Source organism: Streptomyces sp. NPDC047072 (genome assembly GCF_040643855.1).
In the GTDB taxonomy this organism is placed as follows: domain Bacteria; phylum Actinomycetota; class Actinomycetes; order Streptomycetales; family Streptomycetaceae; genus Streptomyces.
Genome location: NZ_JBEYVC010000188.1, coordinates 1 through 20,707, shown reverse-complemented (window position 1 = coordinate 20,707; position 20,707 = coordinate 1). Strand labels below are relative to the sequence as shown.

General features: G+C 72.3%; 22 protein-coding genes and 1 pseudogene. 12 read left to right on the top strand and 11 right to left on the bottom strand.

Annotation, left to right across the window (positions count from 1 at the left end; translation table 11 throughout):
* From ABZ896_RS44615 to ABZ896_RS44605, 3 genes and pseudogenes are all read right to left on the bottom strand, one after another.
* Nucleotides 1–525: pseudogene (locus ABZ896_RS44615) on the bottom strand (transferase); the annotation flags it as partial.
* Complete coding sequence (locus ABZ896_RS44610) at nucleotides 522–1,694, bottom strand: glycosyltransferase (RefSeq protein ID WP_360942270.1); 1,173 nt, start codon at nucleotides 1,692–1,694, stop codon at nucleotides 522–524. The pseudogene ABZ896_RS44615 and the gene ABZ896_RS44610, both read right to left, overlap by 4 nt.
* 49 nt (nucleotides 1,695–1,743) lie before the next feature.
* On the bottom strand, nucleotides 1,744–2,787 hold the full coding sequence (locus ABZ896_RS44605; RefSeq protein WP_360942267.1) for a DUF3344 domain-containing protein: 1,044 nt from the start codon (nucleotides 2,785–2,787) through the stop codon (nucleotides 1,744–1,746).
* Nucleotides 2,788–3,044: 257 nt separating this feature from the next.
* Here ABZ896_RS44605 and chpG point away from each other — a divergent pair, with 257 nt between their 5' ends.
* The 8 genes from chpG (at nucleotide 3,045) to ABZ896_RS44565 (ending at nucleotide 8,744) form a co-directional block, all read left to right on the top strand.
* Complete coding sequence (gene chpG / locus ABZ896_RS44600; RefSeq protein ID WP_360942264.1) at nucleotides 3,045–3,284, top strand: chaplin ChpG; 240 nt, start codon at nucleotides 3,045–3,047, stop codon at nucleotides 3,282–3,284.
* Nucleotides 3,285–3,553: 269 nt separating this feature from the next.
* Nucleotides 3,554–4,468, top strand: a complete 915-nt coding sequence (locus ABZ896_RS44595) for a hypothetical protein (RefSeq protein ID WP_360942261.1) — start codon at nucleotides 3,554–3,556, stop codon at nucleotides 4,466–4,468.
* 149 nt (nucleotides 4,469–4,617) lie between these two features.
* Nucleotides 4,618–4,902, top strand: a complete 285-nt coding sequence (locus tag ABZ896_RS44590) for a hypothetical protein (RefSeq protein WP_360942258.1) — start codon at nucleotides 4,618–4,620, stop codon at nucleotides 4,900–4,902.
* A 165-nt stretch (nucleotides 4,903–5,067) separates the two neighbouring features.
* On the top strand, nucleotides 5,068–5,565 hold the full coding sequence (locus ABZ896_RS44585) for a DUF5949 family protein (protein WP_360942255.1): 498 nt from the start codon (nucleotides 5,068–5,070) through the stop codon (nucleotides 5,563–5,565).
* Nucleotides 5,565–6,149: a vitamin K epoxide reductase family protein gene (locus tag ABZ896_RS44580; protein WP_360942252.1), complete on the top strand. Its 585-nt coding sequence runs from the start codon at nucleotides 5,565–5,567 to the stop codon at nucleotides 6,147–6,149. Before ABZ896_RS44585 ends, ABZ896_RS44580 begins: the two co-directional genes overlap by 1 nt.
* A 117-nt stretch (nucleotides 6,150–6,266) precedes the next feature.
* On the top strand, nucleotides 6,267–6,779 hold the full coding sequence (locus ABZ896_RS44575; RefSeq protein ID WP_360942249.1) for a hypothetical protein: 513 nt from the start codon (nucleotides 6,267–6,269) through the stop codon (nucleotides 6,777–6,779).
* A 641-nt stretch (nucleotides 6,780–7,420) separates the two neighbouring features.
* Nucleotides 7,421–7,894 carry a tyrosinase cofactor gene (locus ABZ896_RS44570; protein ID WP_360942246.1) on the top strand — a complete coding sequence of 158 codons (474 nt, stop codon included), beginning with the start codon at nucleotides 7,421–7,423 and terminating at the stop codon, nucleotides 7,892–7,894.
* On the top strand, nucleotides 7,878–8,744 hold the full coding sequence (locus ABZ896_RS44565) for a tyrosinase family protein (RefSeq protein WP_360942243.1): 867 nt from the start codon (nucleotides 7,878–7,880) through the stop codon (nucleotides 8,742–8,744). Before ABZ896_RS44570 ends, ABZ896_RS44565 begins: the two co-directional genes overlap by 17 nt.
* A 95-nt stretch (nucleotides 8,745–8,839) precedes the next feature.
* Here ABZ896_RS44565 and ABZ896_RS44560 read toward each other — a convergent pair whose 3' ends face one another.
* Complete coding sequence (locus ABZ896_RS44560; protein ID WP_360942240.1) at nucleotides 8,840–9,148, bottom strand: chaplin; 309 nt, start codon at nucleotides 9,146–9,148, stop codon at nucleotides 8,840–8,842.
* Between the two features lie 151 nt (nucleotides 9,149–9,299).
* On the opposite strand from ABZ896_RS44560, the gene ABZ896_RS44555 reads away from it, so the two are divergent.
* Nucleotides 9,300–9,857, top strand: a complete 558-nt coding sequence (locus tag ABZ896_RS44555; protein WP_360942237.1) for a DUF2087 domain-containing protein — start codon at nucleotides 9,300–9,302, stop codon at nucleotides 9,855–9,857.
* Between the two features lies 1 nt (nucleotide 9,858).
* On the opposite strand, the gene ABZ896_RS44550 is transcribed toward ABZ896_RS44555, so the two are convergent.
* Nucleotides 9,859–11,895, bottom strand: a complete 2,037-nt coding sequence (locus tag ABZ896_RS44550) for an alpha-galactosidase (RefSeq protein WP_360942276.1) — start codon at nucleotides 11,893–11,895, stop codon at nucleotides 9,859–9,861.
* A 131-nt stretch (nucleotides 11,896–12,026) separates the two neighbouring features.
* Here ABZ896_RS44550 and ABZ896_RS44545 point away from each other — a divergent pair, with 131 nt between their 5' ends.
* Entirely contained in the window at nucleotides 12,027–13,112 is a 1,086-nt protein-coding gene (locus ABZ896_RS44545; RefSeq protein ID WP_360942234.1) for a LacI family DNA-binding transcriptional regulator, read from the top strand.
* A gap of 32 nt (nucleotides 13,113–13,144) precedes the next feature.
* Here the strand turns inward: ABZ896_RS44545 and ABZ896_RS44540 are convergent, their stop codons facing one another.
* Nucleotides 13,145–13,654, bottom strand: a complete 510-nt coding sequence (locus ABZ896_RS44540) for a MarR family transcriptional regulator (RefSeq protein WP_360942231.1) — start codon at nucleotides 13,652–13,654, stop codon at nucleotides 13,145–13,147.
* A 60-nt stretch (nucleotides 13,655–13,714) separates the two neighbouring features.
* Between ABZ896_RS44540 and ABZ896_RS44535 the strand changes: the two genes are divergently transcribed.
* Nucleotides 13,715–14,656 carry an amidohydrolase family protein gene (locus ABZ896_RS44535; protein ID WP_360942228.1) on the top strand — a complete coding sequence of 314 codons (942 nt, stop codon included), beginning with the start codon at nucleotides 13,715–13,717 and terminating at the stop codon, nucleotides 14,654–14,656.
* 82 nt (nucleotides 14,657–14,738) lie between these two features.
* Here ABZ896_RS44535 and ABZ896_RS44530 read toward each other — a convergent pair whose 3' ends face one another.
* The 5 genes from ABZ896_RS44530 to ABZ896_RS44510 form a co-directional block, all read right to left on the bottom strand.
* The gene (locus ABZ896_RS44530; RefSeq protein ID WP_360942225.1) at nucleotides 14,739–15,542 is read right to left on the bottom strand and encodes an SDR family NAD(P)-dependent oxidoreductase; all 804 of its coding nucleotides are present in this window, start codon (nucleotides 15,540–15,542) and stop codon (nucleotides 14,739–14,741) included.
* Nucleotides 15,539–16,363, bottom strand: a complete 825-nt coding sequence (locus tag ABZ896_RS44525; RefSeq protein ID WP_360942222.1) for a GntR family transcriptional regulator — start codon at nucleotides 16,361–16,363, stop codon at nucleotides 15,539–15,541. Before ABZ896_RS44525 ends, ABZ896_RS44530 begins: the two co-directional genes overlap by 4 nt.
* The gene (locus tag ABZ896_RS44520; RefSeq protein ID WP_360942219.1) at nucleotides 16,347–17,435 is read right to left on the bottom strand and encodes a phosphotransferase; all 1,089 of its coding nucleotides are present in this window, start codon (nucleotides 17,433–17,435) and stop codon (nucleotides 16,347–16,349) included. The genes ABZ896_RS44525 and ABZ896_RS44520 overlap by 17 nt, the downstream gene beginning before the upstream one ends.
* Nucleotides 17,436–17,511: 76 nt before the next feature.
* Entirely contained in the window at nucleotides 17,512–18,777 is a 1,266-nt protein-coding gene (locus ABZ896_RS44515) for an aminotransferase class III-fold pyridoxal phosphate-dependent enzyme (protein WP_360942216.1), read from the bottom strand.
* A gap of 350 nt (nucleotides 18,778–19,127) precedes the next feature.
* Complete coding sequence (locus tag ABZ896_RS44510) at nucleotides 19,128–19,544, bottom strand: hypothetical protein (protein WP_360942213.1); 417 nt, start codon at nucleotides 19,542–19,544, stop codon at nucleotides 19,128–19,130.
* Between the two features lie 235 nt (nucleotides 19,545–19,779).
* On the opposite strand from ABZ896_RS44510, the gene ABZ896_RS44505 reads away from it, so the two are divergent.
* On the top strand, nucleotides 19,780–20,361 hold the full coding sequence (locus ABZ896_RS44505) for a DUF2637 domain-containing protein (protein WP_360942273.1): 582 nt from the start codon (nucleotides 19,780–19,782) through the stop codon (nucleotides 20,359–20,361).
* Nucleotides 20,362–20,707 lie beyond the last annotated feature (346 nt).

Sequence of the window (20,707 nt, the reverse complement as noted above, 5' to 3'; positions counted from 1 at the left end):
GGAATGGAGAGGCACGAGAAAAAGAGTGGATTTACTCGAACCCATGAAGAGCGCTGCGCGCCTGCGCCAGTGCACGGTGCCGCGGCCCGCGCAGGCCGCCGTCGACTGGATCAGGAAGCCGCCGGCGAGGGTGCCGGCGCCGAGCGCCCGGTCCGGGTCGTAGGCCGCCACGAGCGCCGCGACCGCGAGCCACGCGACCGCGATCCGGCCGCAGACGACGGGCAGTTCGTCGAGGATGCCCGGCACCGGCCGGGTCGGATGGGGGCGCAGCAGCATGGACGCGGCCACAAGGAGCGCCACCAGCAGCGGGTGGCGCAGCGCCTCCGCCATCGCGAGGGCGCCCAGGACGGCGGCGGCGACGTCGGCGGCCAGCAGCGGCACCGGCGAGGCGGGCCGGGTCTGCGGACGGCGCAGCGGGAACCGGAAGCCGGGGGCGGCGCCGCGCGACGGCATGAGCGCGACGGGCGAGAATCTCAGGTCCCGTGGCTGCCCACCGGGCGACGGGACGGTGCTTTCCGCGGTCACGAGTGGATGGACTCCCTGTACTCGGTGGGCACGGCAGGTCTCTGCGCGGCGCCGAGGAGTTCGCGGTACACGCCGGCCACCGCCTCGGCCGTGTGCCGTACGTCGTGCGTGGACAGGACGTGCCGACGCCCCAGATGGCCGAGCGACTCGCGCAGCAGCGGGTCGAGCAGCAGGCCACAGACGGCACGGGCGAGCGCGGCCGGGTTCCCGGGCGGTACCAGACAGCGCGGGGCGAGCGCGGCCGGCAGGCTCTCGCGGGCGCCGTCGACGTCCGTGAGCACCACGGGCCGCCCGCACGCCATCGCCTCCAGCGGGGCGAGCGCCATGCCCTCCCAGCGCGAGGGCAGGACGACCAGGTCGGCGGCCTGGTACCAGGGCACGGTGTCGGCGACGGCGCCCGCGAACAGCACGGAACCGGGGGCGCGCAGCCGGAGCGCGGCGGCGTCCGGGCCGTCGCCGACCAGCACCAGGCGGGCGTTCGGCACCCGCGCGAGGATCGCCTCCCACCCGCGCAGCAGCACGTCCTGCCCCTTCTGCCGGCACAGCCGCCCGACGCACACCACGAGCGGCGCCGCCGGATCGACATCGGGCAGCAGGCTCGCGCGTACGGCGTGGACGGCGGCGGGGTGGAAGCGCTCGGCCGCGATGCCGTTGGGGATCACGCTCCAGCGGCCGTCGATCCCGGCGCGCACGCCGGTCGCACGCTCCGCCTCGCTCACGCACACCACCCGGTGCGCCCAGCGCGCCCCCTGCCGTTCCCAGCGCAGCGCCAGCGCCGCGGTGGGGCCGCCGACCGCCTCGAAGGACCAGGCGTGCGGCTGGAACACGGTCGGGATCCGGCCCCGCACCGCGAGCCGGCCCGCGAGACCGGCCTTCGCGCTGTGCGCGTGCACCAGGTCGGGCCGCGACTGCGCGAGAAGCCGGGCGAGTTGCCGTACTTCCCGCGCGAGCGCCGGTCCCGGCAAGCGGGTCGCCTGCCAGGGGCGCACCTCGGCGCCGAGCGCCCGCAGCGCGGGGGCGAGCGGCCCGTCCGGGCAGCCGACCGTGACGTGCAGACCGGCCGCTAGCTGGGCCCGCGCCAGGTCCGTCACCACACGGGCGACCCCGCCGTCCACGGGCTGGGTGAGGTGCAGGACCCGTGGCCGAAGGCCGGTGGCTGACTGGTGCATGCGCGTTTCCTCGTTCACGGGTGATGCTCGGGAGGGGCGGGAACGCGCCTCACTTGCGGGCGTCGACGGCGACGAAGAGCGCTCCGGCCCACGCCGCGTCGCGCTGGGAAACGAGCCGGAAGGCCAGCTGGTCACCACCGGACCGCAGCGCCTTGCCGAGATCGAACACATCGGAGTCGTAGCCGAGCGTGTTCGAGGGGGAGGGCATCCGCAGGGCAGGGGCGGTGCCGGGCTCGCTGATGGTCGAATTCAGTACGTCTGTACGGGGGTTGGCGGCATCGGTGAAGGTTCCCCCCGACCGGCTGTCAGTCGAAAGAGTGAACGATTCACCCGTACGGCCGCGGTCGCCGTCGTAGGCGACGAGCCCGACGCGGCCGCCCGCGCCCTTCGGCAACGGCGCCCGGATCCGTGCCGTCACGCCGGGGTCCAGGGTGTCGAAGCCGTCCCACAGCACGAGGTGCCGCAGGGGCTCCGCCGGGTTCTCGTACGCCGCCACCAGCGTCCAGCCGCCCCAGGCGCCGGCCGCGGACCTGCCCATGGCCGCGTTGACCTGGGCCACCGTGTACAGACCCGAACCGCTCGCCCGCACCAGCTCCGTGACGTCCGCCGAGGCCTGGTAGGCGTCCGCGCCCTGGGCCACCCGGTGGCCGATGAGCGTGTCCGCGAGGAGCTCCTTGTAGTCGCCGCCCGGCTCGGCGATCAGCACCCGGCCGTCGTCCTTCGGCGGCTTCTGCTCGCCCACCCGGAGGTTGCCGCCCCAGTACAGGCGCGCGTACGTCACCCGCGCGCCGGCCGGCAGCCGGACCTCCGCGCGGGAGGAGTTGTAGGTGTTCGGGTCACGGTCGACGTCGACGTAGAACATGTCGGTCCCGTCGTTGGACGCCTCGCCCGGACAGGTGGCGCTCGCCGTACGGCAGGTGATGGAGGTGTTGGCGGCGCGGACGAGGCCGCCGTGCTGCAGCGCGCGGTAGCGCTCGGCGAAGGGGACGCGCCCCGCCTCCGCGGCGGGGGCGGGCGGTGCGGCCGCGACGGCGAGGAGGGTCAGGGCGAGAGCCAGGGCGCGGCGCAGCGGCGGACCCGGGGACGTTCTCATGACCGGCGTTGCCCTTCCGGAAGGTTCGGGCCCCTATGCGTGCGATGGGATGCCTATAGGGGTGCGTCGGGAGGTCCGCAACTCTAGCCGCTATGCGTATTAATCCGGTGAAAGCAGACAAGTGTGTCTAAATGGTGAAGGGTGGACTCCGGTGAGATCACTCCATTGGGGGCACAACCCGCGGGCGCGCCACGCGTTGACACAGCGCCGGGCATCCCCGCCCGGATGTTTTGTTTCAACCCAAGGAGCACCTCTCCATGTCGCGTATCGCCAAGGGCCTGGCCCTGACGACCGTTGCGGCCGCCGCTGTCGCGGGTGGCGCCGGCCTCGCCGTCGCCGACTCCGGCGCGCAGGGCGCCGCTGCCCACTCCCCGGGCGTGCTGTCGGGCAACGTCGTCCAGGTTCCGGTCCACGTCCCGGTCAACGTCTGCGGCAACACCGTCAACGTCATCGGTCTGCTGAACCCCGCGTTCGGCAACGAGTGCGTCAACGACTGACGTCGACTCACTTCCTTTCGCCGGCCGGCCTCCCGTGAATCCATCACGGGGGGCCGGCCGGTTCTCTTGTGGGCCGTTGCGTCCGGGGTGTTGCCCCGAACGGGGGATCGGGGCGTCGGTGCGGCCGGTCGGGTTTGTCATGGCCCTCACCAGGGGTGATGCCGTTCGGGTGGGACGGGGCCGATTGCTCGTTGCGATCGCTCGGTTGCAGAGCGCGGTGAGCGCTTTCACGGTGGGCACAAGATCCTCGTGCATCGAAAGGAACACCCATGCGTGGTCTGCCCGTCCGGCGCGTCGCCGCCTCCGTGCTCTGCGGAGCCCTACTGATCGGCCTCGCCGGGCCGGCCGCGGTGGCGGCCGACAACGACTCGGCCAGGCATGTCCGGACGGCGGCGAAGGCGCCGCTGCCCGGCGCGGACGGTCTGCTCGGCCAGGTCAAGGCCCTCGGCGACCTCGGCACCGTGCTCACCCCCGTCACCGACCTCCTCAACGCCGTACTGAAGGCGGACGGCGGGCAGCTCTCGCCGGAGGAGGCGACCAAGCTCGTCGACGCGGTCAAGAGCGCGATCGCGAAGGTCACGGCGGCGGCACCGGCGGCACCGGTCACCCCGCCCGCCGCGCTGCCGGTCACCCCGCCGGCCACGACGCTGCCGGCTACGCCGAACGCGGCGGACCCGACGAGTGCGTTGCCCACCGGGGGGCTGCCTACGAGTTCCCTGCCGACGAGTGCGCTGCCGACCAGCTCGTTGCCCACGAGCGCGCTGCCCACCAGTGCGCTGCCCACCAGTGCGCTGCCCACCAGTGCGCTGCCGACGAGTGCGCTTCCCACCAGTGCGTTGCCGACCAGCTCGTTGCCCGCGTTGCCCGGGGTCGCGCGGGTCGGGGACGACTCCAAGGCGCGGGCCGCGCTGCCCGCCGATCTCGTGGCAGACGCGCTCGCCGCGCTGCAGAAGGCGGTCGAGACCCTGCTCACCGCCGTCACCTCCGGCGACCCCACGAAGGTGGTCCCGGCCGTGACCGGCGTGCTGACCGGCCTCGTCAACGTCCTCGCGGCCACCCTGCTCAGCGGCGGACTGCCCGCACCGAGCCTGGCGGGGCTGCCGCCGCTGCCGAGCCTGCCGGTCAGCCCGCCGAGTCTGCCGGTCTCGCCGCCCGCGGTGGGTGGGCTGCTGCCCACCTCCTGAGGTGTTTCGCGGAACTCTCCCGTTGTGCCGGTCTTTCGAAAGGCCGGCACAACGGCTTTTTCATGAAAGCCCAATTACGTCGTGCAGGGTTTCCCCTTCCGCGAGAAGTCGTTGGACAAGGCGTCCGAATTCGTAAGGAGAGGAATCCGATGAAGTCCCTGAAGGCCGCCGCAGTGGTTGCCGGTTCCCTGGCCCTCGCCGGTGCCGCCGCGCCCGCGTTCGCGTACAACGCCGCCGACGTCACGCCCACCAGCCTCAACGGCGCCGTGAACACGCTCACCAGCGGTGACCTCCAGCCCGCGGACGCGATGCCCCTCCAGCACCAGTCGCAGGCCCTGGACACCGAGAACAAGGACTCCGTCCTGAACACCGTGAAGGAAGCGACCACCACGCTGAACTCCGGCGGTCTGCTCGGCGGGCTCCCGCTCGGCTGATGCCCCGCGCTTCCGCGCCGACGGGGCCGGTTCCGTACCGTGCGGAACCGGCCCCGTCAGGTTCGCGTGCGGGCATCCCTCGTTCGTGTGGAGCGGGCGCGGTCACTCGTCCGGTCGGGTGAGAACGCGGCCGGACGCCTTCCCCTGCGTCGCTATGGTCGCGCGGTGACCTCAACCTCAAGCGAAACCCGCCCCTTCAACGCCGCCGACCTGGGCACCCTGGTCGTCATGGCCTGGAGCGGCGAAGCCCCCGACGGCGACATGCCCTACCTCCTCGCCTACTCACTCGGGGACGGTGCCGGCGGCCCCGAGGCGGCCACGGCCGCCGTCGAGGCGCTGCTGGAGAACAACGGCCTGCCGGTCGGCGGCGACCTCGTCGACGGCAAGGCCAAGCCGAGCATCCCGGTCAGCCTGCTCGTCGAGTCCGGCTCCGCCGTCGTCAACATGCCCGGCTTCAACGCCCAGTGCGTCCCGCCGCCGGAGTGGCTCGCGGCCGTCGGCGAACGCGGCTTCGCCTACTTCGTGTTCACCACCCGCCCCTGGCCGGAGGCCGAGCCGGGCAAGCCGGTCGACCCGGAGGCGCTGGCCGCCTTCGCGGGTGCCGAGGAGACGCTGAACGCGGCGGCGCACATCGTGCTGCCGGCCCGCAGCCTGCGCGGCTGATGGCACGGACCGCGGGCGCCTCGCGCGCGTTCGCCGTCCTGCTGGTGCTCACCGGGGCGGCCGGGCTGCTGGCCGCCTGGGTGATCACCCTGGACAAGTTCAAGCTGCTGGAGGATCCGGACTTCACGCCGGGGTGCAGCCTGAACCCGGTGGTGTCCTGCGGCAGCGTCATGAAGAGCGACCAGGCCTCGGCGTTCGGGTTCCCCAACCCGATGCTGGGCCTGGTGGCCTACGCGATCGTGGTCTGCGTGGGCGTGAGTCTGCTGACCGGCGTCCGCTTCCCCCGCTGGTACTGGCTGACCTTCGACGCGGGGTGTCTGTTCGGCGTCGGGTTCGTGTCCTGGCTGCAGTTCGAGTCGCTGTACCGGATCAACGCGCTGTGCCTGTGGTGTTGTTTGGCGTGGGTCGCCACGATTCTCATGTTCTGGTACGTGACCTCGCTGGTCGTGCGCGAGCAACTCCTGCCCGCACCGGCCGTGTTGAGGTCGTTCCTCGCCGAATTCACCTGGGTGCTGCCGGTGTTGCACATCGGGATCGTCGGAATGCTGGTCCTGACGCGTTGGTGGGACTTCTGGACGAGCTGATTGCCGTACGTCTGATTACTGCGGCAGTCGGGGGAATCTTGCGCTGGTACCGGGCCCGGAATCGTTACGGGGGAAGGACGTTGAGCTTCCCGATTCCCGAAAGGCACCGTACCTGAGATGAAGTCGACCACCCGAGGAACCATCGCCGCCGTCATCACGGGCGTAGCCGCTGCGGTGGGCGCCGCGACCCCCGCCGCCGCGGTGGACACGGTTCCGGTCCCCGTGCCGCTGGAGGGCGTCGAGAACTCCCTCGGCATGCAGCTGCCGAAGCTCGGCGCGGAGCTTCCGCTGCTGACGCCGGGCGCGCCCGAGGGGCCGCAGTACGTCGAGGGCCGGCTCATCCCCGAGCGGGTGCTGCCGCAGGTGCCGATCGGTGGGGCGCTGCCGGGGGCGGGCCTGCGGGCTCCGCTGCCGCACGTCCTCGGCGACGACTTCGACCACGTCGGCGTCGCGGCCCCGGCCTCGGACCTGCGCACGCTGGCGCCGGGCCTGACCGTCGACGCCCCCCTGACCGCCCCGAACCCCGACAACTACGGCCTCCCGGACGCCAAGCTCCCCCAGGTAGGCGTCCTCGCCCCAGTCCTCCAGACGGTCCCCGGCGCGGACCTGGTAACGGGCGCGGGCCTGTAGAACGGCTGGCTCCGGCCCGCAGGGCGACGGGGGCTTGCGGGGCGGGCGGCTCTGGCCTGCGGGGCGACGGGGCCCGCCTGTTTGGCCACGGGCTACGGTCTGTGGGGCGACGGGGCTGAACCGGAGGGGGCCTGGGCGGATGTGCCCGGGCCCCCTCGGCGTTTCCGGAACCCCCGGCCGGGCTCCGTGGGCGTCTCCGGGTACATCCGCCAGCCACCTTCCGCGGTCCCGGCACATCCGTCAGCCCCTCCGGTGGTCCCAGCGCACTCGTCGGCCCCCTCCGTGGTCCGGCGCATCCGGGCAACCCCTTCGGCGACCGCAGCGCACCCCCCACTCCCTCGGCGGCCCCCAACCCCCCTTGTCGCTTCCCGACCTCTCGGCGCCCCGGACACGCTTGCGCCTCCCCGTCCCTCTCAACGCCTCTGCCCCCTCGCGGGCCCGCTCCCTCCCCGCGCTTGCGCCCCCTCGGTGGCCTCCCCCCGGGGTGACTCCCCCGGTGGCCTCCCCTCACGGCCCCGCCCCCCTCACGGCCCCCCTCGGCCCCCCGCACTCCCTCGATTCACCTCCCCGGCCCCCCGACGGTGACCGAGTCGGGTGGTTGGCGGTTAGCCGTACGGATGTATTGGAGCGGAGGAGTAGCGATGGCCGTGAGTGTTGGTGGGGCAGTGGTGGGGGCTAAGGCGGCGGCGGGGAGAGGGGGGACCGCACGGGTGAGCCGTCGGGATCTGTTGCTCGGGCTGTTCGGGCCGGTGGCCGTCGCCGTGGCGTTCGCGCCCGTCGTGGTCGCGACCAGGCTGACCCGCGCGGCCGAACCCCCCGCGGACATCGTCTTCGACGAGACCTACCACGGCCGCCACATCCGCGGCATCAGAACCTCGGCGGCCGCGGCCGGCCGCGTCTTCGACAGCGCCCAGTGGCACGTCACGGTCGACGGCCGGCCCCTGCACCTGATGCGCCGCGCCGACGGCAGCTGGCTGAGCATGGTCGACCACTACCGGTCGTACGCCACTCCGCTGGACGCCGCCCGCGCCGCCGTCGACGAACTCGGCCCCGGCCGGCAGCTGCGCGATCCGGAACAGGACAACATGGGGGGAGACCATGGCGTACACGCGTAAGGACGTCAGCACCCTGACCGCCGCCGAGAAGCGGCGGTTCGTGAAGGCGATGCTGGAGATCAAACGGCGTGGGGAGTACGACGAGTTCGTGCGCATCCACATCGACCACTACGTGTCCGACGGCGAGGGCGGCCTGCGCACCGCCCACATGACACCGTCCTTCCTGCCCTGGCACCGGCAGTTCCTGCTCGACCTGGAGCGGGCGCTGCGCCGCGTCGACTCCTCGGTGACGGTGCCGTACTGGGACTGGACCCGCGACCGTACGACGACGTCCGCGCCCTGGACCAGGGACCTGCTCGGCGGCAACGGCCGGCGCTCCGACCGGCAGGTGACCACCGGGCCGTTCGCCTACGCGAGCGGTGACTGGACCCTCAAGGAGGGCGTCACGGACGAGGAGTTCCTCACCCGGGACCTCGGGCGCGCCGCGTCCCCGATCGACCTGCCGACCCGCGGCGAGCTGGACACCGCGCTAGCCGACCCGGTCTACGACGTCTCGCCCTGGGACTCCACGGTCACCAGGGGCTTCCGCAACCGCCTGGAGGGCTGGGGGAGCGGACGCGGACCGGTCGCCTGGCGCAACCACAACCGGGTGCACCGCTGGGTCGGCGGAGCGATGCTCGGCGGCGCGTCCGTCAACGACCCGGTGTTCTGGCTGCACCACGCCTTCGTCGACCTGTGCTGGTACCGCTGGCAGCGCCGCCACCCCGGCGCCCGCTACCTCCCGGCGCGGCCCCCCGGCCTCACCGACGAGCAGCACGACCGGATCGTGGCCCGGCACGAGAAGCTGCCGCCGTGGGACGTGACGCCGGACGAGCTGGAGGACGTCTCGGCGATCTACCGGTACGCGTGAGGCGGGTTGTCGGCAGGGGTCGTGGACAAAGGGCCGCCGACACGGGAAGAGCCCCGGCGCTCGAGGTGCCGGGGCTCTTTCGTGCGTACGGTCGATCAGTCGCCGTAGCCGTAGCCGCCGTGGCCGTGACCGCCCGGGCCGGGGTGACCCTTGTCGGGGCCGTCGCTGACGTTGGCGCAGGTGTTGCCGAAGGCCGGGTTCAGCAGACCGATCACGTCGACGGTGTTCCCGCACACGTTGACCGGGATGTGGACCGGGACCTGCACGACGTTGCCGGACAGGACGCCGGGCGAGCCGACGGCCTCGCCCTGGGCACCCGCGTCCGCCAGGGCCAGGCCGGCGCCGCCGATGACCACGGCACCGGTGCCGAGGGCGACACCCGCCGCCTTCGCGATGCGAGACATCACGTTCTCCTTTGATTCGGTGAGCGCGACGGCCGTTCGCGCCGCCGCACTTCCCCTTCAACGCCCGCGCCCTGGGCTGGTAACGGTGTTCATGTGGGGATCACTCAAAAATCGCTCGGAGCCGCCCCCGGCGTTGTCGTAGCCTCCGGGCATGGCTACCGACTCAGGTCGACTCATCCGTCTGTTCGCCGAGGAGAACCGTGTCCGCGCCTTCGCGGCGGTGGCGCTCGGCGCCGGCAGCCCCGCGCAGGTCGCCGGCGCGGCCGGACTGTCCGCGCGGGAGACCGCCGTGGCGCTGCATCGGCTGGCCGAGCAGGGCGTGGTGACGGAGCGGGCGGACGGGGAACTGGCGGTGGCGTACGAGGTGTTCAGGGAACAGGCGCGGCGGGAACGGGCCGAGGAGGATCCGGCGGCGAGTGCGTCCGGGGCCTCGGGAGCCTCAGGGGACGATTTCGTGCTGCGTACCTTCGTCCGGGACGGGCGTCTCGTGCGGCTGCCGGCGCGGTGGACCCGTAAGAAGGTGGTGCTCCGGCACATCGCCGAGCAGACCTTCGATCCGGGCGTCGAGTACCCCGAGCGCACGGTGAACGAGAGGCTGCGGGCCTGGTGCGAGGAGAGCGACGACATCGACCATGTGTCGCTCCGCCGCTACCTGGTGGATCTGGGCCATCTGGGCCGGAGCGCGGGCGTCTACCGGCGCGCGTCCTGAGCTACGCCGGGTCCGTGCCGAGGCGCAGCAGGACCGCCGTGCCGGGGCGGGGGAGGGAGACGGTGAGGTGTCCCTCGTCGGGGTCCCAGGTCGCCGTGGCGTCGGAGGCGGCGGGGTGGAGCACGGTCGGCCGGACGCGGGTGCCGCGCAGGTGGGGGATGGTGAGGACGCGGGTGCTCTCGGCGGTGGCCGGCTCGCGTCGCCACAGGGTGAGCAGCGTGGCCGAGGGACCGCGTAGGCCGGAGGCGATCCAGGTGTCGTCCCAGGAGGGGAGTCCGAGCGGCCAGAACGGAAGGCCGGCGGGGATCTCCGGGCGGATGGCCTTGTAGACGGAGAGGGCGGCGCGGACGAGTCCGGACTGTTCGGCGTCCATGCGGTCGAGGAATCCGGACAGGTGGATACGGCCCAACAGCGCACCGGTGAGGGTGAAGGCGATCTCGTCCGCGTTGAAGTGGGGCTGGGGGTAGGCCCACACGGCGGCCTGTTCGGGGGTGACCGCGGTGGCCGCCGCGGCGGCGATGGGCGGGTAGCGCAGGGGGTCCTGCTGGTCGCTGGTGGACTGGAGCTGGGTGACGGCGAGTTGGGCGTAGTCCATGCGCAGACCGCCCGAGGAGCAGTTCTCCAGGACGAGCCCGGGGTGCCGGTCGAGGAGGGCGGCCAGCCAGTCCAGGTGGGCGCGGTGGTGCCCGAGCAGACCCGCGCCCGCGCTCTCGGTGCCGTTCTCCGTACCGGGACCGATGTTGACGTTGTAGTCGAGCTTCAGATAGCCGACCCCCCACTCGCCCACGATGCGGTCGACGACCCGGTCGAGGTGGGCGCGGGCCGCGGGGTGCCGTAGATCCAGGTGGTGGCGGCCGTGCTCGGTGACGCGGATGCCGCCCCGGCGGAAGAACGCCTCGGCGGGCAGGGTGCGGGCCAACTCGCTGCGTACGCCGACGACTTCGGGCTCCAGCCAGAGTCCGGGGGTCATGCCGTGGTCCCTGACGGCGTCCAGGACCTGCTGGATCCCGCCGGGGAAACGGCTCTCGGAGGCCTCCCACGCTCCCACGGCGTCCCACCAGCCCTGCGCGTCGTCGTCGTACCAGCCGGCGTCGATGACGAAGACCTCGGCACCGGCGGCCGCCGCGGCCTCGATGAGCGGCAAAAGCCTGTCCGTGGTGGGGTCGCCCATCAGGGTGTTCATGTAGTCGTTGTAGATCACCGGGAGCGCGGTGTGGTCCGGGTGGGGACGGCGTATCCGGCGGCGGTAGGCGGTGAGTTCACCGAACGCGGCGTCGAGGCCGCCGGTCTCCACCGCGACGAAGGCGGCCGGGACGGTGGTGAACTCCTCGCCGGGCGCCAGGAGTTGATGCCACTGGTGGTGGGCGTCGTCGGGGCCGAACAGGGCGACGTACGCGGCGCCCTCGCGTTCGCCGGTCTCGTAGCGCCAGCCTCCGCTGGACTCGATCTGCCAGAGCCAGGCGCGCCCCGAGCCGTCGGTGAGCGCGGCCGTCGGCAGCTGCCGGCCTGTGGACCAACTGCCCTGCGAGTACCGCTCGAAGCAGCCGCGTCCCTCGTGGCCGTGGGCGGACCGGTTCAGCGGGACGACCTGGTCGCGGAAGGCGGCCCGGCGCCAACGGCACTCGGCGAGCCAGTCGTTGTCCGCCCAGTGCAGGGTGAGACCGTCCAGCGAGCCGTCGGCGTCTACGATGCCGCCGAGCGCCAGGGTCGACACGTTCTCCAGACGGAGCGGGGTGTCTCCCTCGTTGACCAGGCGTACCTGTGCACGGAGGGCGTTCGTGCCGGGGAAGGTGGTCAGGGTGATGGCGGCGGCGAGGGCGGTGACGGGGTCCGCGAGCCGGATCGTCGTGCTCCGCCGGTCCTCCTGTGTCACCGTCTCGTGACCGAGGTAGGCCAGGCGGGCGCCGACCGTGCTGTCGATGAAGCGCTCCCCGGACCAGTTCCGCCCGTGGCCGGTGACGGTGACCTCGACGAGGGGGAGCAGGCGCTCCCGGTCCTGGCCCGGCAGGCCCAGCCCGACCGCGCCGGTGGCGTCCACGACGGCTTGCAGGCCGAGGGTGTCGTGGGACCAGAGAAGGGATGCCTCGGCTGCTTCGACGGCGGTGGTCGACACGGGGTCCCCTCTGCGATCTGTTGACGGGCAGTGTTGTGACCGTTCACAATCCTTCCATGGATGTGACCGGTCACACAAGGGTCGGCGGCCCGGCGGGCGCTGACCGGAGACCGCGCAAGACGGTCAGTATTCGGGACGTCGCTCAGGCGGCCGGTGTCTCCTACCAGACCGTTTCGAGGGTCATCAACAAGCACCCGAACGTCCGCGGGGAGACCCGCGAGCGGGTCGAGGCGGCCATCTCGGCGCTGGGGTTCCGGCGCAACGCCAGCGCGTTCGCTCTGGCGAGCGGGGTGACCAGGACGGTGACCGTCCTGACGTCGAACACGACGCTCTACGGCTATGCCGCGACCTTGCAGGGTGTGGAGGAAGAAGCCCGGGCGGCCGGTTACTCCCTGGGCGTGAAGGTCCTCACCCCCGAGGAGGACCTGGACCGTACGGTCTCCTCGGCTGTGGCCGACGGGGGCGGGCTGATGGTCATCGGCTTCGACCGGCTCGGTGTGGCGGCTCTGGGACGGGTCCCCCTGGACGTGCCGTGCGCCGCGGTCGTAGAAGCGCCGCCGCACGGTCGGACCCCTCCGCGTCCGGCCGTGTGGGCCGACGACCGTGAGGCGGCCCGTGCGGCCACCGCGTATCTGCTGGAACTCGGGCATTCGACCGTGCACTACGTGGCGATCCCGGCGTCGGGGGATGGCCGGAGGCGGGAGGGCCCGCGAGCGCAGGGCTGGCGAACGGCCTTGGAGGCGGCCGGGGTCACCCCGCCCGACCTCCGCGGCGGCAAGGGCTGGGACGTCCGGGCCGGCTACGACGAGGGCCGCGGGCTCGCCGACGACCCCGGCGTGACGGCCGTCCTCTGCGGCAACGACGACCTGGCCCTCGGTGTGCTGCGCGCCCTCCACCACGCGGGGCGGGCGGTGCCGGCAGACGTCAGCGTCATCGGGTTCGACGACGCCCCGCACTCCGGCTTCCTCACCCCGTCCCTCACCACGGTGCGCATGGACTTCCAGGGGCTGGGGCGCGATGCGTTCGGGCTGCTGCGCGGGCAGTTGGAGAGCGGGTGTCGGCCGCCCGCTGCGACCTTCGCGGGTACGGAGCTCATCGTCCGGGAGAGCACGGCACGCGTCGAGCGGCAAGCGTTCGGCTAGTTTCTTGCGCGTTGGCGTGCAAGCGTCTCGTCTCAGTCGGAGTCGGCGACCAGTTCCGTGAGCCTGCGCATGAGCGTGACCAGCTGGACGCGTTCGTCCGCCGTGAACGCCTCGTAGGCGAGGGCCTGTCGCTCCCGGAGCCGCTCCCGGAGTGTGGTGAGCAGCTCGGCGCCCTCCGTGGTGAGGCTGACCAGGACTCGCCGCTCGTCCTGCGCCGACCGGCGGCGCACCACGATGCCCTTGGTCTCCAGTTGCTGGAGCATCCGCGTGGCCGTCGGCACGCTGACGTCCGCGCTGCTCGCCAGCCGGCCCACCGGCAGGTCCGGCTGCGCGGTCAGCGGTTCGAGCAGGGCGACCTGGGCCAGCGAGAGTCCGCCGTAGTGGTCGGCGCCCGCCGAGCGGGCCCGGCGCATGGCGACGAAGAGCGCGTCGGCCGCCTGCGCCATCTCCTCCGCGCCGACGTCCCCGACCGAGCTGACGCCCCCGGCCGCTGTGGCCTGTCCGCCTGCCGTGGCCTGTCCGGCGTTGTGTTTCTTGCTCATGGAGGTGTAATTTACCAGGGCAATGATTAGCCACCTAAATATTAGGAGGCGAGAGAACCCATGACCTCTCCGTATCGCATCGACGTCCACCAACACCTCGTCCCGCCGGCCTACCGGGACGTGATGGACCGCCACGGCGCGACGGCCGCGGGCTGGCCCACCCCCGCCTGGGACGGAAACAGCGCGCTCGCCGTGATGGACCGCCGCTCCATCGCCACCGGCGTCCTCTCGATCAGCTCGCCCGGTACCCACTTCGGCGACGACACCGAGGCCCGCGCGGTCGCCCGCACGGTCAACGAGTACGCCGCCGAACTGGCCAGGGACCGCCCCGACCGCTTCGGCTTCTTCGCGAGCCTCCCGCTCCCGGACGTCGACGGAGCCCTCGCCGAGGCGACGTACGCCCTGGACGACCTGCACGCCGACGGCGTGGTGCTGCTCTCCAACGTCCGCGGCCGCTACCTCGGCGACAAGGAGTACGAGCCGCTGTGGGCCGAACTCGACGCCCGCGAGGCGGTCGTGTTCATCCACCCCGACGCACCGCCGCTGCCCCTGCTGGAGGGCATGCCCGGCCCGCTGCTGGACTTCCCCTACGACACCACCCGCACCGCCGTCCACATGACGCTGAACGGCGTGATGAGCCGGCACACCCGGATGAAGGTGATCCTCTCCCACGCCGGCGGCTTCCTGCCGTACGCCGCCTGGCGGTTCACCGGCGGCGCCCAGTTCAACCCCGGCACCACACCCCTGGGCATCCTGACCGACCTCCAGCGCTTCTACTTCGACACCGCGCTGTCCTCCACCCCGGCCGCGCTGCCCTCCCTGCTGGCCTTCGCCGCACCCGGGCACATCCTCTACGGCAGCGACTTCCCCTTCGCCCCGGAGGAGACCGGCACGCTCCTCGACTCCCTCCTCGACGGGTACGACGGCTTCGGGCCGGGTCAGCTCGACGCCATCGACCGCGGCAGCGCCGAGGCTCTCTTCCCCCGTCTCGCAGGGAACTGAGCAGGCCGTTCAAGGCGGAGAGGCCGGACTGCGCCTTCTCCCCGACCGGCGCTCGTGCCCCGGCCGTCCGATGACTTGCCGTTCAGCCTCGCGCGGTCGTGGTCACCGGGAGCACCGCCTCCGGCGACTCCGGCAGGGTCTGGCCGCCGTCGACGGTGATGACCTGGCCCGTGACGAACGACGCCCGCTCCCCGGAGAGGAACTCGACCGCGTCGGCGATCTCCTGGGGGCGGGCCAGGCGGCCCAGCGGGATCGTCGCCGTCATCTGCGCGAGGTACTCCTCGCCCATGCCGTCGAGGCCCTCGGTCGCCACGTTCCCGGGGGCCACCGCGTTGACGGTGATCCCGTAGGGGGCGAGTTCCAGTGCCGCCGTGCGCATGAAGCCGAGTTGGGCCGCCTTGCTCGCGGCGTAGTGGCTCCAGCCGGGGAAGCCGGTGACGGGCCCGGTGATCGACGAGGTGAGCACGACCCGCCCCGCCGCCGAGCCGCGCAGCAGCGGCAGACACGCGGCGACGGCCAGCATCTGGCTCTCCACGTTCACCGCGAACACCTCACGGATGTCGCTGTACGTCAGCTGCGCCAGCGGTCTGTTCGGGAAGATCCCCGCGTTGAGGCACAGCACGTCGAGGCCGCCGAGCAGCGCGGAGACCGCCTCGGCGAGCCGCTCTGCGGAGTCGGGCGCGGCGGAGTCGAGGGCGAGCCCCTCGACGGTCTGGCCCTCCCTCGTCGCCTCGGCGCGGAACTTCTCCAGGACGACGTCCGGGACGCTCCGCCCGGTCAGCAGGACGTCGTGCCCGGCGCGGACGAAGGTGGAGGTGACGGCGGCGCCGATGCCTCGGGTGCCGCCGACGACGGCGACCTTCCGGGTCGGGGACGGGGAGTTCATGTCGGTTCCTTGATGGTCGGTTCCTCGACAGGGGCGTTGGTCGTCGAGGAGACGTGGAGTTCGGTGCGGTCGGCGCGGAAGAGGTCGTAGGAGAACTCCAGGGGCCGGCCGTGCTGGTCGTGGGACGTGCGGGTGATCGCGAGCAGGGGCTGGCCCACCGACACGTCGAGATGGTGGGTGTGGTGGCTCTCGGCGAGCCGGACGCGGATGCGTTCGCGGACCTCGCGGGCGGTGACGCCGTAGGTGTCGCGGAACACCTGGGAGAGGGAGCCGGTCAGGTCCTGGTCCAGGAGTCCGGGGAAGCGCGCCGCCGAGACGAACAGCCGCTCCCACGACAGCGGCACTCCGTCGGCGAACCGCACCCGCTCGACGGCCACCGTCCCGGCCCCGTCCGGCAGTCCGAGCCCGGCGCAGACCTCCGGGGCGCCCCGCCGCAGCCCCGTGGACACGACCCGGGTCGCCTCGGCGAAGTCCTGGTGCCGCAGCAGCGCGGGAACGCTCACGTCGACGCCCGGCTGCCGGGCCACCACCCGGTCGCGGCCGTGCGCGAGCCGACTCCAGCCGTAGACGGGCCAGTTGGGGTTGGGGCGCAGCGCGAAGGTCCCGCCGGCCTTCCCGCGCCTCCGGCACACCTCGCCCTCCGCCTCCAGCCAGGCCAGCGCCCGCCGGACGGACTCCCGGCTGGCGCCGAAGATCTCCGTCAGACGGCGCTCGGTGGGCAGCCGTCCGCCCATGCGCACCTCACCGCGCCCGATCATCCCCAGCACGCCCTCCGCGACCCGGCCGGCCGCCGGGCCGAGCGGGTCACGCCCGGTGCTCATGGCGTACGGCGGTGAGGTAGTCGTCGGCCAGGTAGCGGCGGGCGAGTTCGACGGACCGCGCCTCGAAGGCCGGCCGGAGCGAGGCGGCGAAGGGCGTGTCCCCGCGCTTGTGCGTCCAGGCGACCAGCATCAGCCGGCGCAGCATCACCAGGGCGGGCACCGCCCCTACGTCCTCCTCCCGCAGCGGCCGGCGCGACTCGTAGCCCCGCAGCCAGGCGGCCACCCACTCCGCCGCCCGCGGATCGTGCTCGACGAACGACAGGGAGCACGCCAGGTCGTAGAGGAACCAGCCGGTGCCGCAGTCGTCGAAGTCGATGAGCCGTACGGCGTCGGGGGCGACGAGCAGGTTGGCGGCGCGCAGGTCGCCGTGGATGAGGCCGAAGACGGCCGGGCTCCTGCCGTACGCGTCGAGTGCGCGGGTGAGTTTCTCCTCGGCCCGGGCGAGCACCTCGGCGCCCTCGGGGGACACGTCGGGGTTGTCGCGCCAGCGGCCCCACAGTGAGGCGGCGCCGATGAGGTTGTCCAGGTCCCAGTCCGGCCGGGTGAAGACGTCCGGTCGCCGCCACCGCGACGCGTGCTCGTGCAGGGCGGCCGTCTCCCGGCCGACGACCTCCATCACGTCCGCGAAGTCCGTGGTGTCCGGCTCGGCGCCGGGCGCGAACTCGAAGAGCGCCGCGTGCTGGAGCGCCCCGCCCGAACCGGGGAAACTCGCCGCCGGCTCGCCCGCCGGGGTCGGCACCACCGCGGGGGTGTCGACCGCGCCGTCGGCCCGCAGCCGCTCGATCCACATCAGTTCGCTGCGGATCTGCGGGAGGGTGCGGAAGCCCGGCCGGTGCAGGCGCAGGACGAGCGGGTCGGGGGTGTCGGTGAAGGTGCAGAGGTAGGTGGCGTTCTCGGAGAGGCTCAGCAGGCGGGCGTCGGCCAGGGTGGCGCTGCGGCCGTACGCGGTGAGGGCGGGGGTGAGCTGGCCGTCCCAGGTGTCGGACGTGGGTGGCGGGGTGTCAGGTATGGATGGCGGGGTGTCAGGCATGGGCGGCGGGGTGTCGGGCATGAGGAGCGGGGTGTCAGGCATGGGTGGCGGGGTGTCGGGCATGAGGGGCGGGGTGTCAGGCATGGGTGGCGGGGTGTCGGGCATGAGGGGCGGGGTGTCAGGCATGGGTGGCGGTCACCTTCCGTACGGCGTTCCGCAGGCGGGTGAGGATCTCGGCCGTGTCGGTCTCGGTGAGCAGCAGGCCGGGCTTGAACTGGAGGACGGCCGGATCCAGCGTGGAGAAGATCGCCCAGACGCCCTGCCGGTAGAGCTCGGCCATGACCGCCTTCGCGCCGACGGCCCCGAACTCCAGGCCGATGACCAGCCCCTTCTGCCGGATCCCGGTGAGCGCGCGGGGCAGTTCGGCGCGCAGCTCCGCGAGGCCCTCGGCGACCTGGTCGACGCGTCGGCGGACGTTCTCGCGGGTCTCGGGCCGCTGGGTGATCTCCAGGACCTTGAGGGCCACGGCACAGCCGAGTTCGGCGCCGCCGAAGGTCGCCATGTGGGCGAAGCCGTCGCGCTCCAGCCAGCCGCTCGCCGAGGGGCCGAGGAGGGCGGCGCTGACGGGGTAGAGGCCGCCGCCGAGGCCCTTGCCGGTGACCAGGATGTCCGGGGTGACGCCTTCGGCGTGGACCCCCCACAGCTCACCGGTCCGGCCGAGGCCGGTCTGTACCTCGTCCGCGATGTAGAGGGTGCCGGTGGCCCGGCACGCCTGCTGCACGGCGGCCAGGTAGCCGGGCTCGGGCATCGGGAAGCCGTAGGTGGCCGGAACGGTCTCCATGATCACGGCGGCGGCGTCCGCACGGGCGAGCGCGGCCGTCATTGCGTCGAGGTCGTTGAACGGCACCTGGACGAACTCGGCGGGGCTGTCCGAGTGGAACAGCCGCGAGAACCGGGAGTCGCCGGTGGCCACGGCCAGCCCGGTGTGGCCGTGGTACGCCTTGACGACCGACACGATCTTCCGCCGGCCGGTGGCGTACCGGGCGCTCTTGAGCGCGACGTCCACGGCCTCGCCGCCGCTGGACCCGAAGACGACCTTGTCCGCGCCGGGCGTCGCCTCGACGAGCCGCCGGGCCAGTCGGGCGCGGCCCGGGGTGGGGAAGTGGTGGTTGCCGATGTCGAGATACCGGACGGCGTGGGTGAGGGTGTCCACCAGTTCGGGGTTGCGGTGTCCGAGGTTGTAGGTGCCGCCGTTCAGATGGACGTCGATCACCTCGTGTCCGTCGACATCGGTCAGGCGGTACCCGGACCGGTCCCCGACGACGAGCGGAACCCCCTCGCCCTGCCAGAACGCCGTCTTGCCCGGATTCCAGTACCGCCGCGCGTCATCAAGCACCTCCGCCTTCGACGCGTACCCGTACATGGACAACTGCTCGATCCCCAACGCCCGACCTCCACACCGCTGATTCCCCCGACCGCCTCCACGGTCGGCCGGGCCTTTTGCGTCCTGGTGTGGTGGCTGGTTCGGATGCGTAACGCTTTTGGTCTGGTTGTGGTTCGGTGCGCGAGTACGAGCGTCGTGGCGGTCAACGGGGTGGGGTTCGTTCTTGTACGGGTTCGGTTTGTGGACGATGGTGGCGGGCGGCAGCCTGGACGCTTGCCCCACGGTCGGCGGCTTCCTGGTGCCCCGCTCCCCGTCGGAGACGAGGCTGACCATCCACCTTCTGATCACCCGCAGACTCATGGAGAACTGCACGGCTCGCACCGAACCGCTCCGGTCCCAGCGGGACTTTCTCAGGCCGTATCGCGCTTCGCGGCCGACGGCGAGGGCGGTTGCTCGTCGCGGCTCTCCGAGGTGAAGGCGTCGCGGCGAGCGAGGGTCACCGACAGAGGCAGACCCAGCCGCTCGGCCGCACGGCGCCGGACACGCACCTGCGCTCGGGTCCGTGGCCGGAAGGAGGGGAGCCGCGAGCAGCCGCAGCCAGGCCGGTGATCGTAGGTCAGCCCCTCAGCGAGCACGGCCGCAACGACGGACCATGCCTTCGTGTCGCGGCGCCGGGGCGCGGCGAAGTCGTAGCCGGCGAAGACGAGTTGTTCACGACAGCCAGGACAGATGCGCTTCCGGATCGGCCACGTACTGCCTTTGAAGGAGAGCCGGCACGCGACGCACACGTAGTGCCGGAAAGCGCCGTTGAACGCGTGATAGCACATGGCCCGACAGAGTACGCATCGTCCGCGCGCCCCATCGCCGGAGCCCTCACCTTGCTGGAGCTCCAGCACCAACCTTCTGCATGGCGCCCCCGGCGGGGCGCGGGGCAGAAGTATGGCGGTCTGAGCTTGGGGTTTTGCCGGGGAAGCTCGTGGTCGAGGGGAGCTTTTTTCCGACGGCTCGGGGGAGGGCGGGGCGGTGAGGCGGCCCGGCGTTCGACTCGGGGGCGATCTGGAGATGTGGGTTCGGCGTACGGGGGCGCTGGTGGTTGCCGGGGTAGCGGCGTACGCGTCGTATGTTCATCAGCGGGAGTTCGCGTTGCAGGGTGGGGCGGATCGGACGAGTGCAGCTCTGTGGCCGCTGTCGGTGGACGGCCTGCTTCTGCTGGCGACGGTCGGGGTGCTGAAGCAGCCGGTCGCGCGCGATCGGCGTACGCGCTTGGTGGTGTGGGCGGCCTTTCTTCTCGGCATCGCGGTGTCCCTGGCGGCCAATGTGGCTGCGGCGCCGGCTCTGACGTGGAAACCGGTGCTGGTGGCGGGGTGGCCGCCGGTGGCGCTGCTGCTCGCGGTCGAGCTTCTTGCCCACCGCTCGGCTGACCAGAGAGGGGGCTCCGCTGCCGATCCATCCATGGGCGAGGGAACCGCGGTTGGCGACCCTCTCCTTGCTCGGGCTCGGCAAGTAGACGCTCAGCACTGGGAGTTGCATCAGCGGCCCGTCTCGGCGGAATCACTGCGCAAGGAATTACGCATTGGTGCGGGGCGGTCGAGGGAATTGGTGGCGCTGGTGCGCGCGAGTCGAAACGGGCAGGCTCAGGGGTGAGTAGCCGTTGTGTAGCCAGGTTCGCCTACCAGCAGAGCTACGACATAGGACCTCTGGGTCAACCTGAGCGGAGGCGAGCACGCGATAGTCCTGGCGCAAGCAAGGACCATGGCGCCCACGACCACGAACGGCTCTTTCCCGGCGAACAACCTCCGCGTGCGCGGGGGTTCTCCCCAACCCTGCTCGCCGAACCAGGAGGCGCGATCGTCGTCCCCATCCGCGTGTGGGTTCTTCGCCCTTGGAGGCCCGCACGGATGGTGTCCCGCCACGTGGTGTAGCCGGTCAAGGTTCGTGAACGCGCGGGTGTCTGCCCGGGGCGTGCATCAGCTGCCGCTGCTTGCTCCCT

What these genes read in the sequence shown, in the direction of transcription:
- ABZ896_RS44545 (WP_360942234.1), top strand. Translation starts at nt 12,027, where the DNA reads ATGGATGTGACCGGTCACACAAGGGTCGGCGGCCCGGCGGGCGCTGAC.
- chpG (WP_360942264.1), top strand. Translation starts at nt 3,045, where the DNA reads ATGTCGCGTATCGCCAAGGGCCTGGCCCTGACGACCGTTGCGGCCGCC.
- ABZ896_RS44565 (WP_360942243.1), top strand. Translation starts at nt 7,878, where the DNA reads ATGGCGTACACGCGTAAGGACGTCAGCACCCTGACCGCCGCCGAGAAG.
- ABZ896_RS44535 (WP_360942228.1), top strand. Translation starts at nt 13,715, where the DNA reads ATGACCTCTCCGTATCGCATCGACGTCCACCAACACCTCGTCCCGCCG.
- ABZ896_RS44610 (WP_360942270.1), bottom strand. Translation starts at nt 1,694, where the DNA reads ATGCACCAGTCAGCCACCGGCCTTCGGCCACGGGTCCTGCACCTCACC.
- ABZ896_RS44595 (WP_360942261.1), top strand. Translation starts at nt 3,554, where the DNA reads ATGCGTGGTCTGCCCGTCCGGCGCGTCGCCGCCTCCGTGCTCTGCGGA.
- ABZ896_RS44560 (WP_360942240.1), bottom strand. Translation starts at nt 9,148, where the DNA reads ATGTCTCGCATCGCGAAGGCGGCGGGTGTCGCCCTCGGCACCGGTGCC.
- ABZ896_RS44575 (WP_360942249.1), top strand. Translation starts at nt 6,267, where the DNA reads ATGAAGTCGACCACCCGAGGAACCATCGCCGCCGTCATCACGGGCGTA.
- ABZ896_RS44555 (WP_360942237.1), top strand. Translation starts at nt 9,300, where the DNA reads ATGGCTACCGACTCAGGTCGACTCATCCGTCTGTTCGCCGAGGAGAAC.
- ABZ896_RS44590 (WP_360942258.1), top strand. Translation starts at nt 4,618, where the DNA reads ATGAAGTCCCTGAAGGCCGCCGCAGTGGTTGCCGGTTCCCTGGCCCTC.
- ABZ896_RS44605 (WP_360942267.1), bottom strand. Translation starts at nt 2,787, where the DNA reads ATGAGAACGTCCCCGGGTCCGCCGCTGCGCCGCGCCCTGGCTCTCGCC.
- ABZ896_RS44520 (WP_360942219.1), bottom strand. Translation starts at nt 17,435, where the DNA reads ATGCCTGACACCCCGCTCCTCATGCCCGACACCCCGCCGCCCATGCCT.
- ABZ896_RS44505 (WP_360942273.1), top strand. Translation starts at nt 19,780, where the DNA reads ATGTGGGTTCGGCGTACGGGGGCGCTGGTGGTTGCCGGGGTAGCGGCG.
- ABZ896_RS44525 (WP_360942222.1), bottom strand. Translation starts at nt 16,363, where the DNA reads ATGAGCACCGGGCGTGACCCGCTCGGCCCGGCGGCCGGCCGGGTCGCG.
- ABZ896_RS44510 (WP_360942213.1), bottom strand. Translation starts at nt 19,544, where the DNA reads ATGTGCTATCACGCGTTCAACGGCGCTTTCCGGCACTACGTGTGCGTC.
- ABZ896_RS44530 (WP_360942225.1), bottom strand. Translation starts at nt 15,542, where the DNA reads ATGAACTCCCCGTCCCCGACCCGGAAGGTCGCCGTCGTCGGCGGCACC.
- ABZ896_RS44580 (WP_360942252.1), top strand. Translation starts at nt 5,565, where the DNA reads ATGGCACGGACCGCGGGCGCCTCGCGCGCGTTCGCCGTCCTGCTGGTG.
- ABZ896_RS44570 (WP_360942246.1), top strand. Translation starts at nt 7,421, where the DNA reads ATGGCCGTGAGTGTTGGTGGGGCAGTGGTGGGGGCTAAGGCGGCGGCG.
- ABZ896_RS44540 (WP_360942231.1), bottom strand. Translation starts at nt 13,654, where the DNA reads ATGAGCAAGAAACACAACGCCGGACAGGCCACGGCAGGCGGACAGGCC.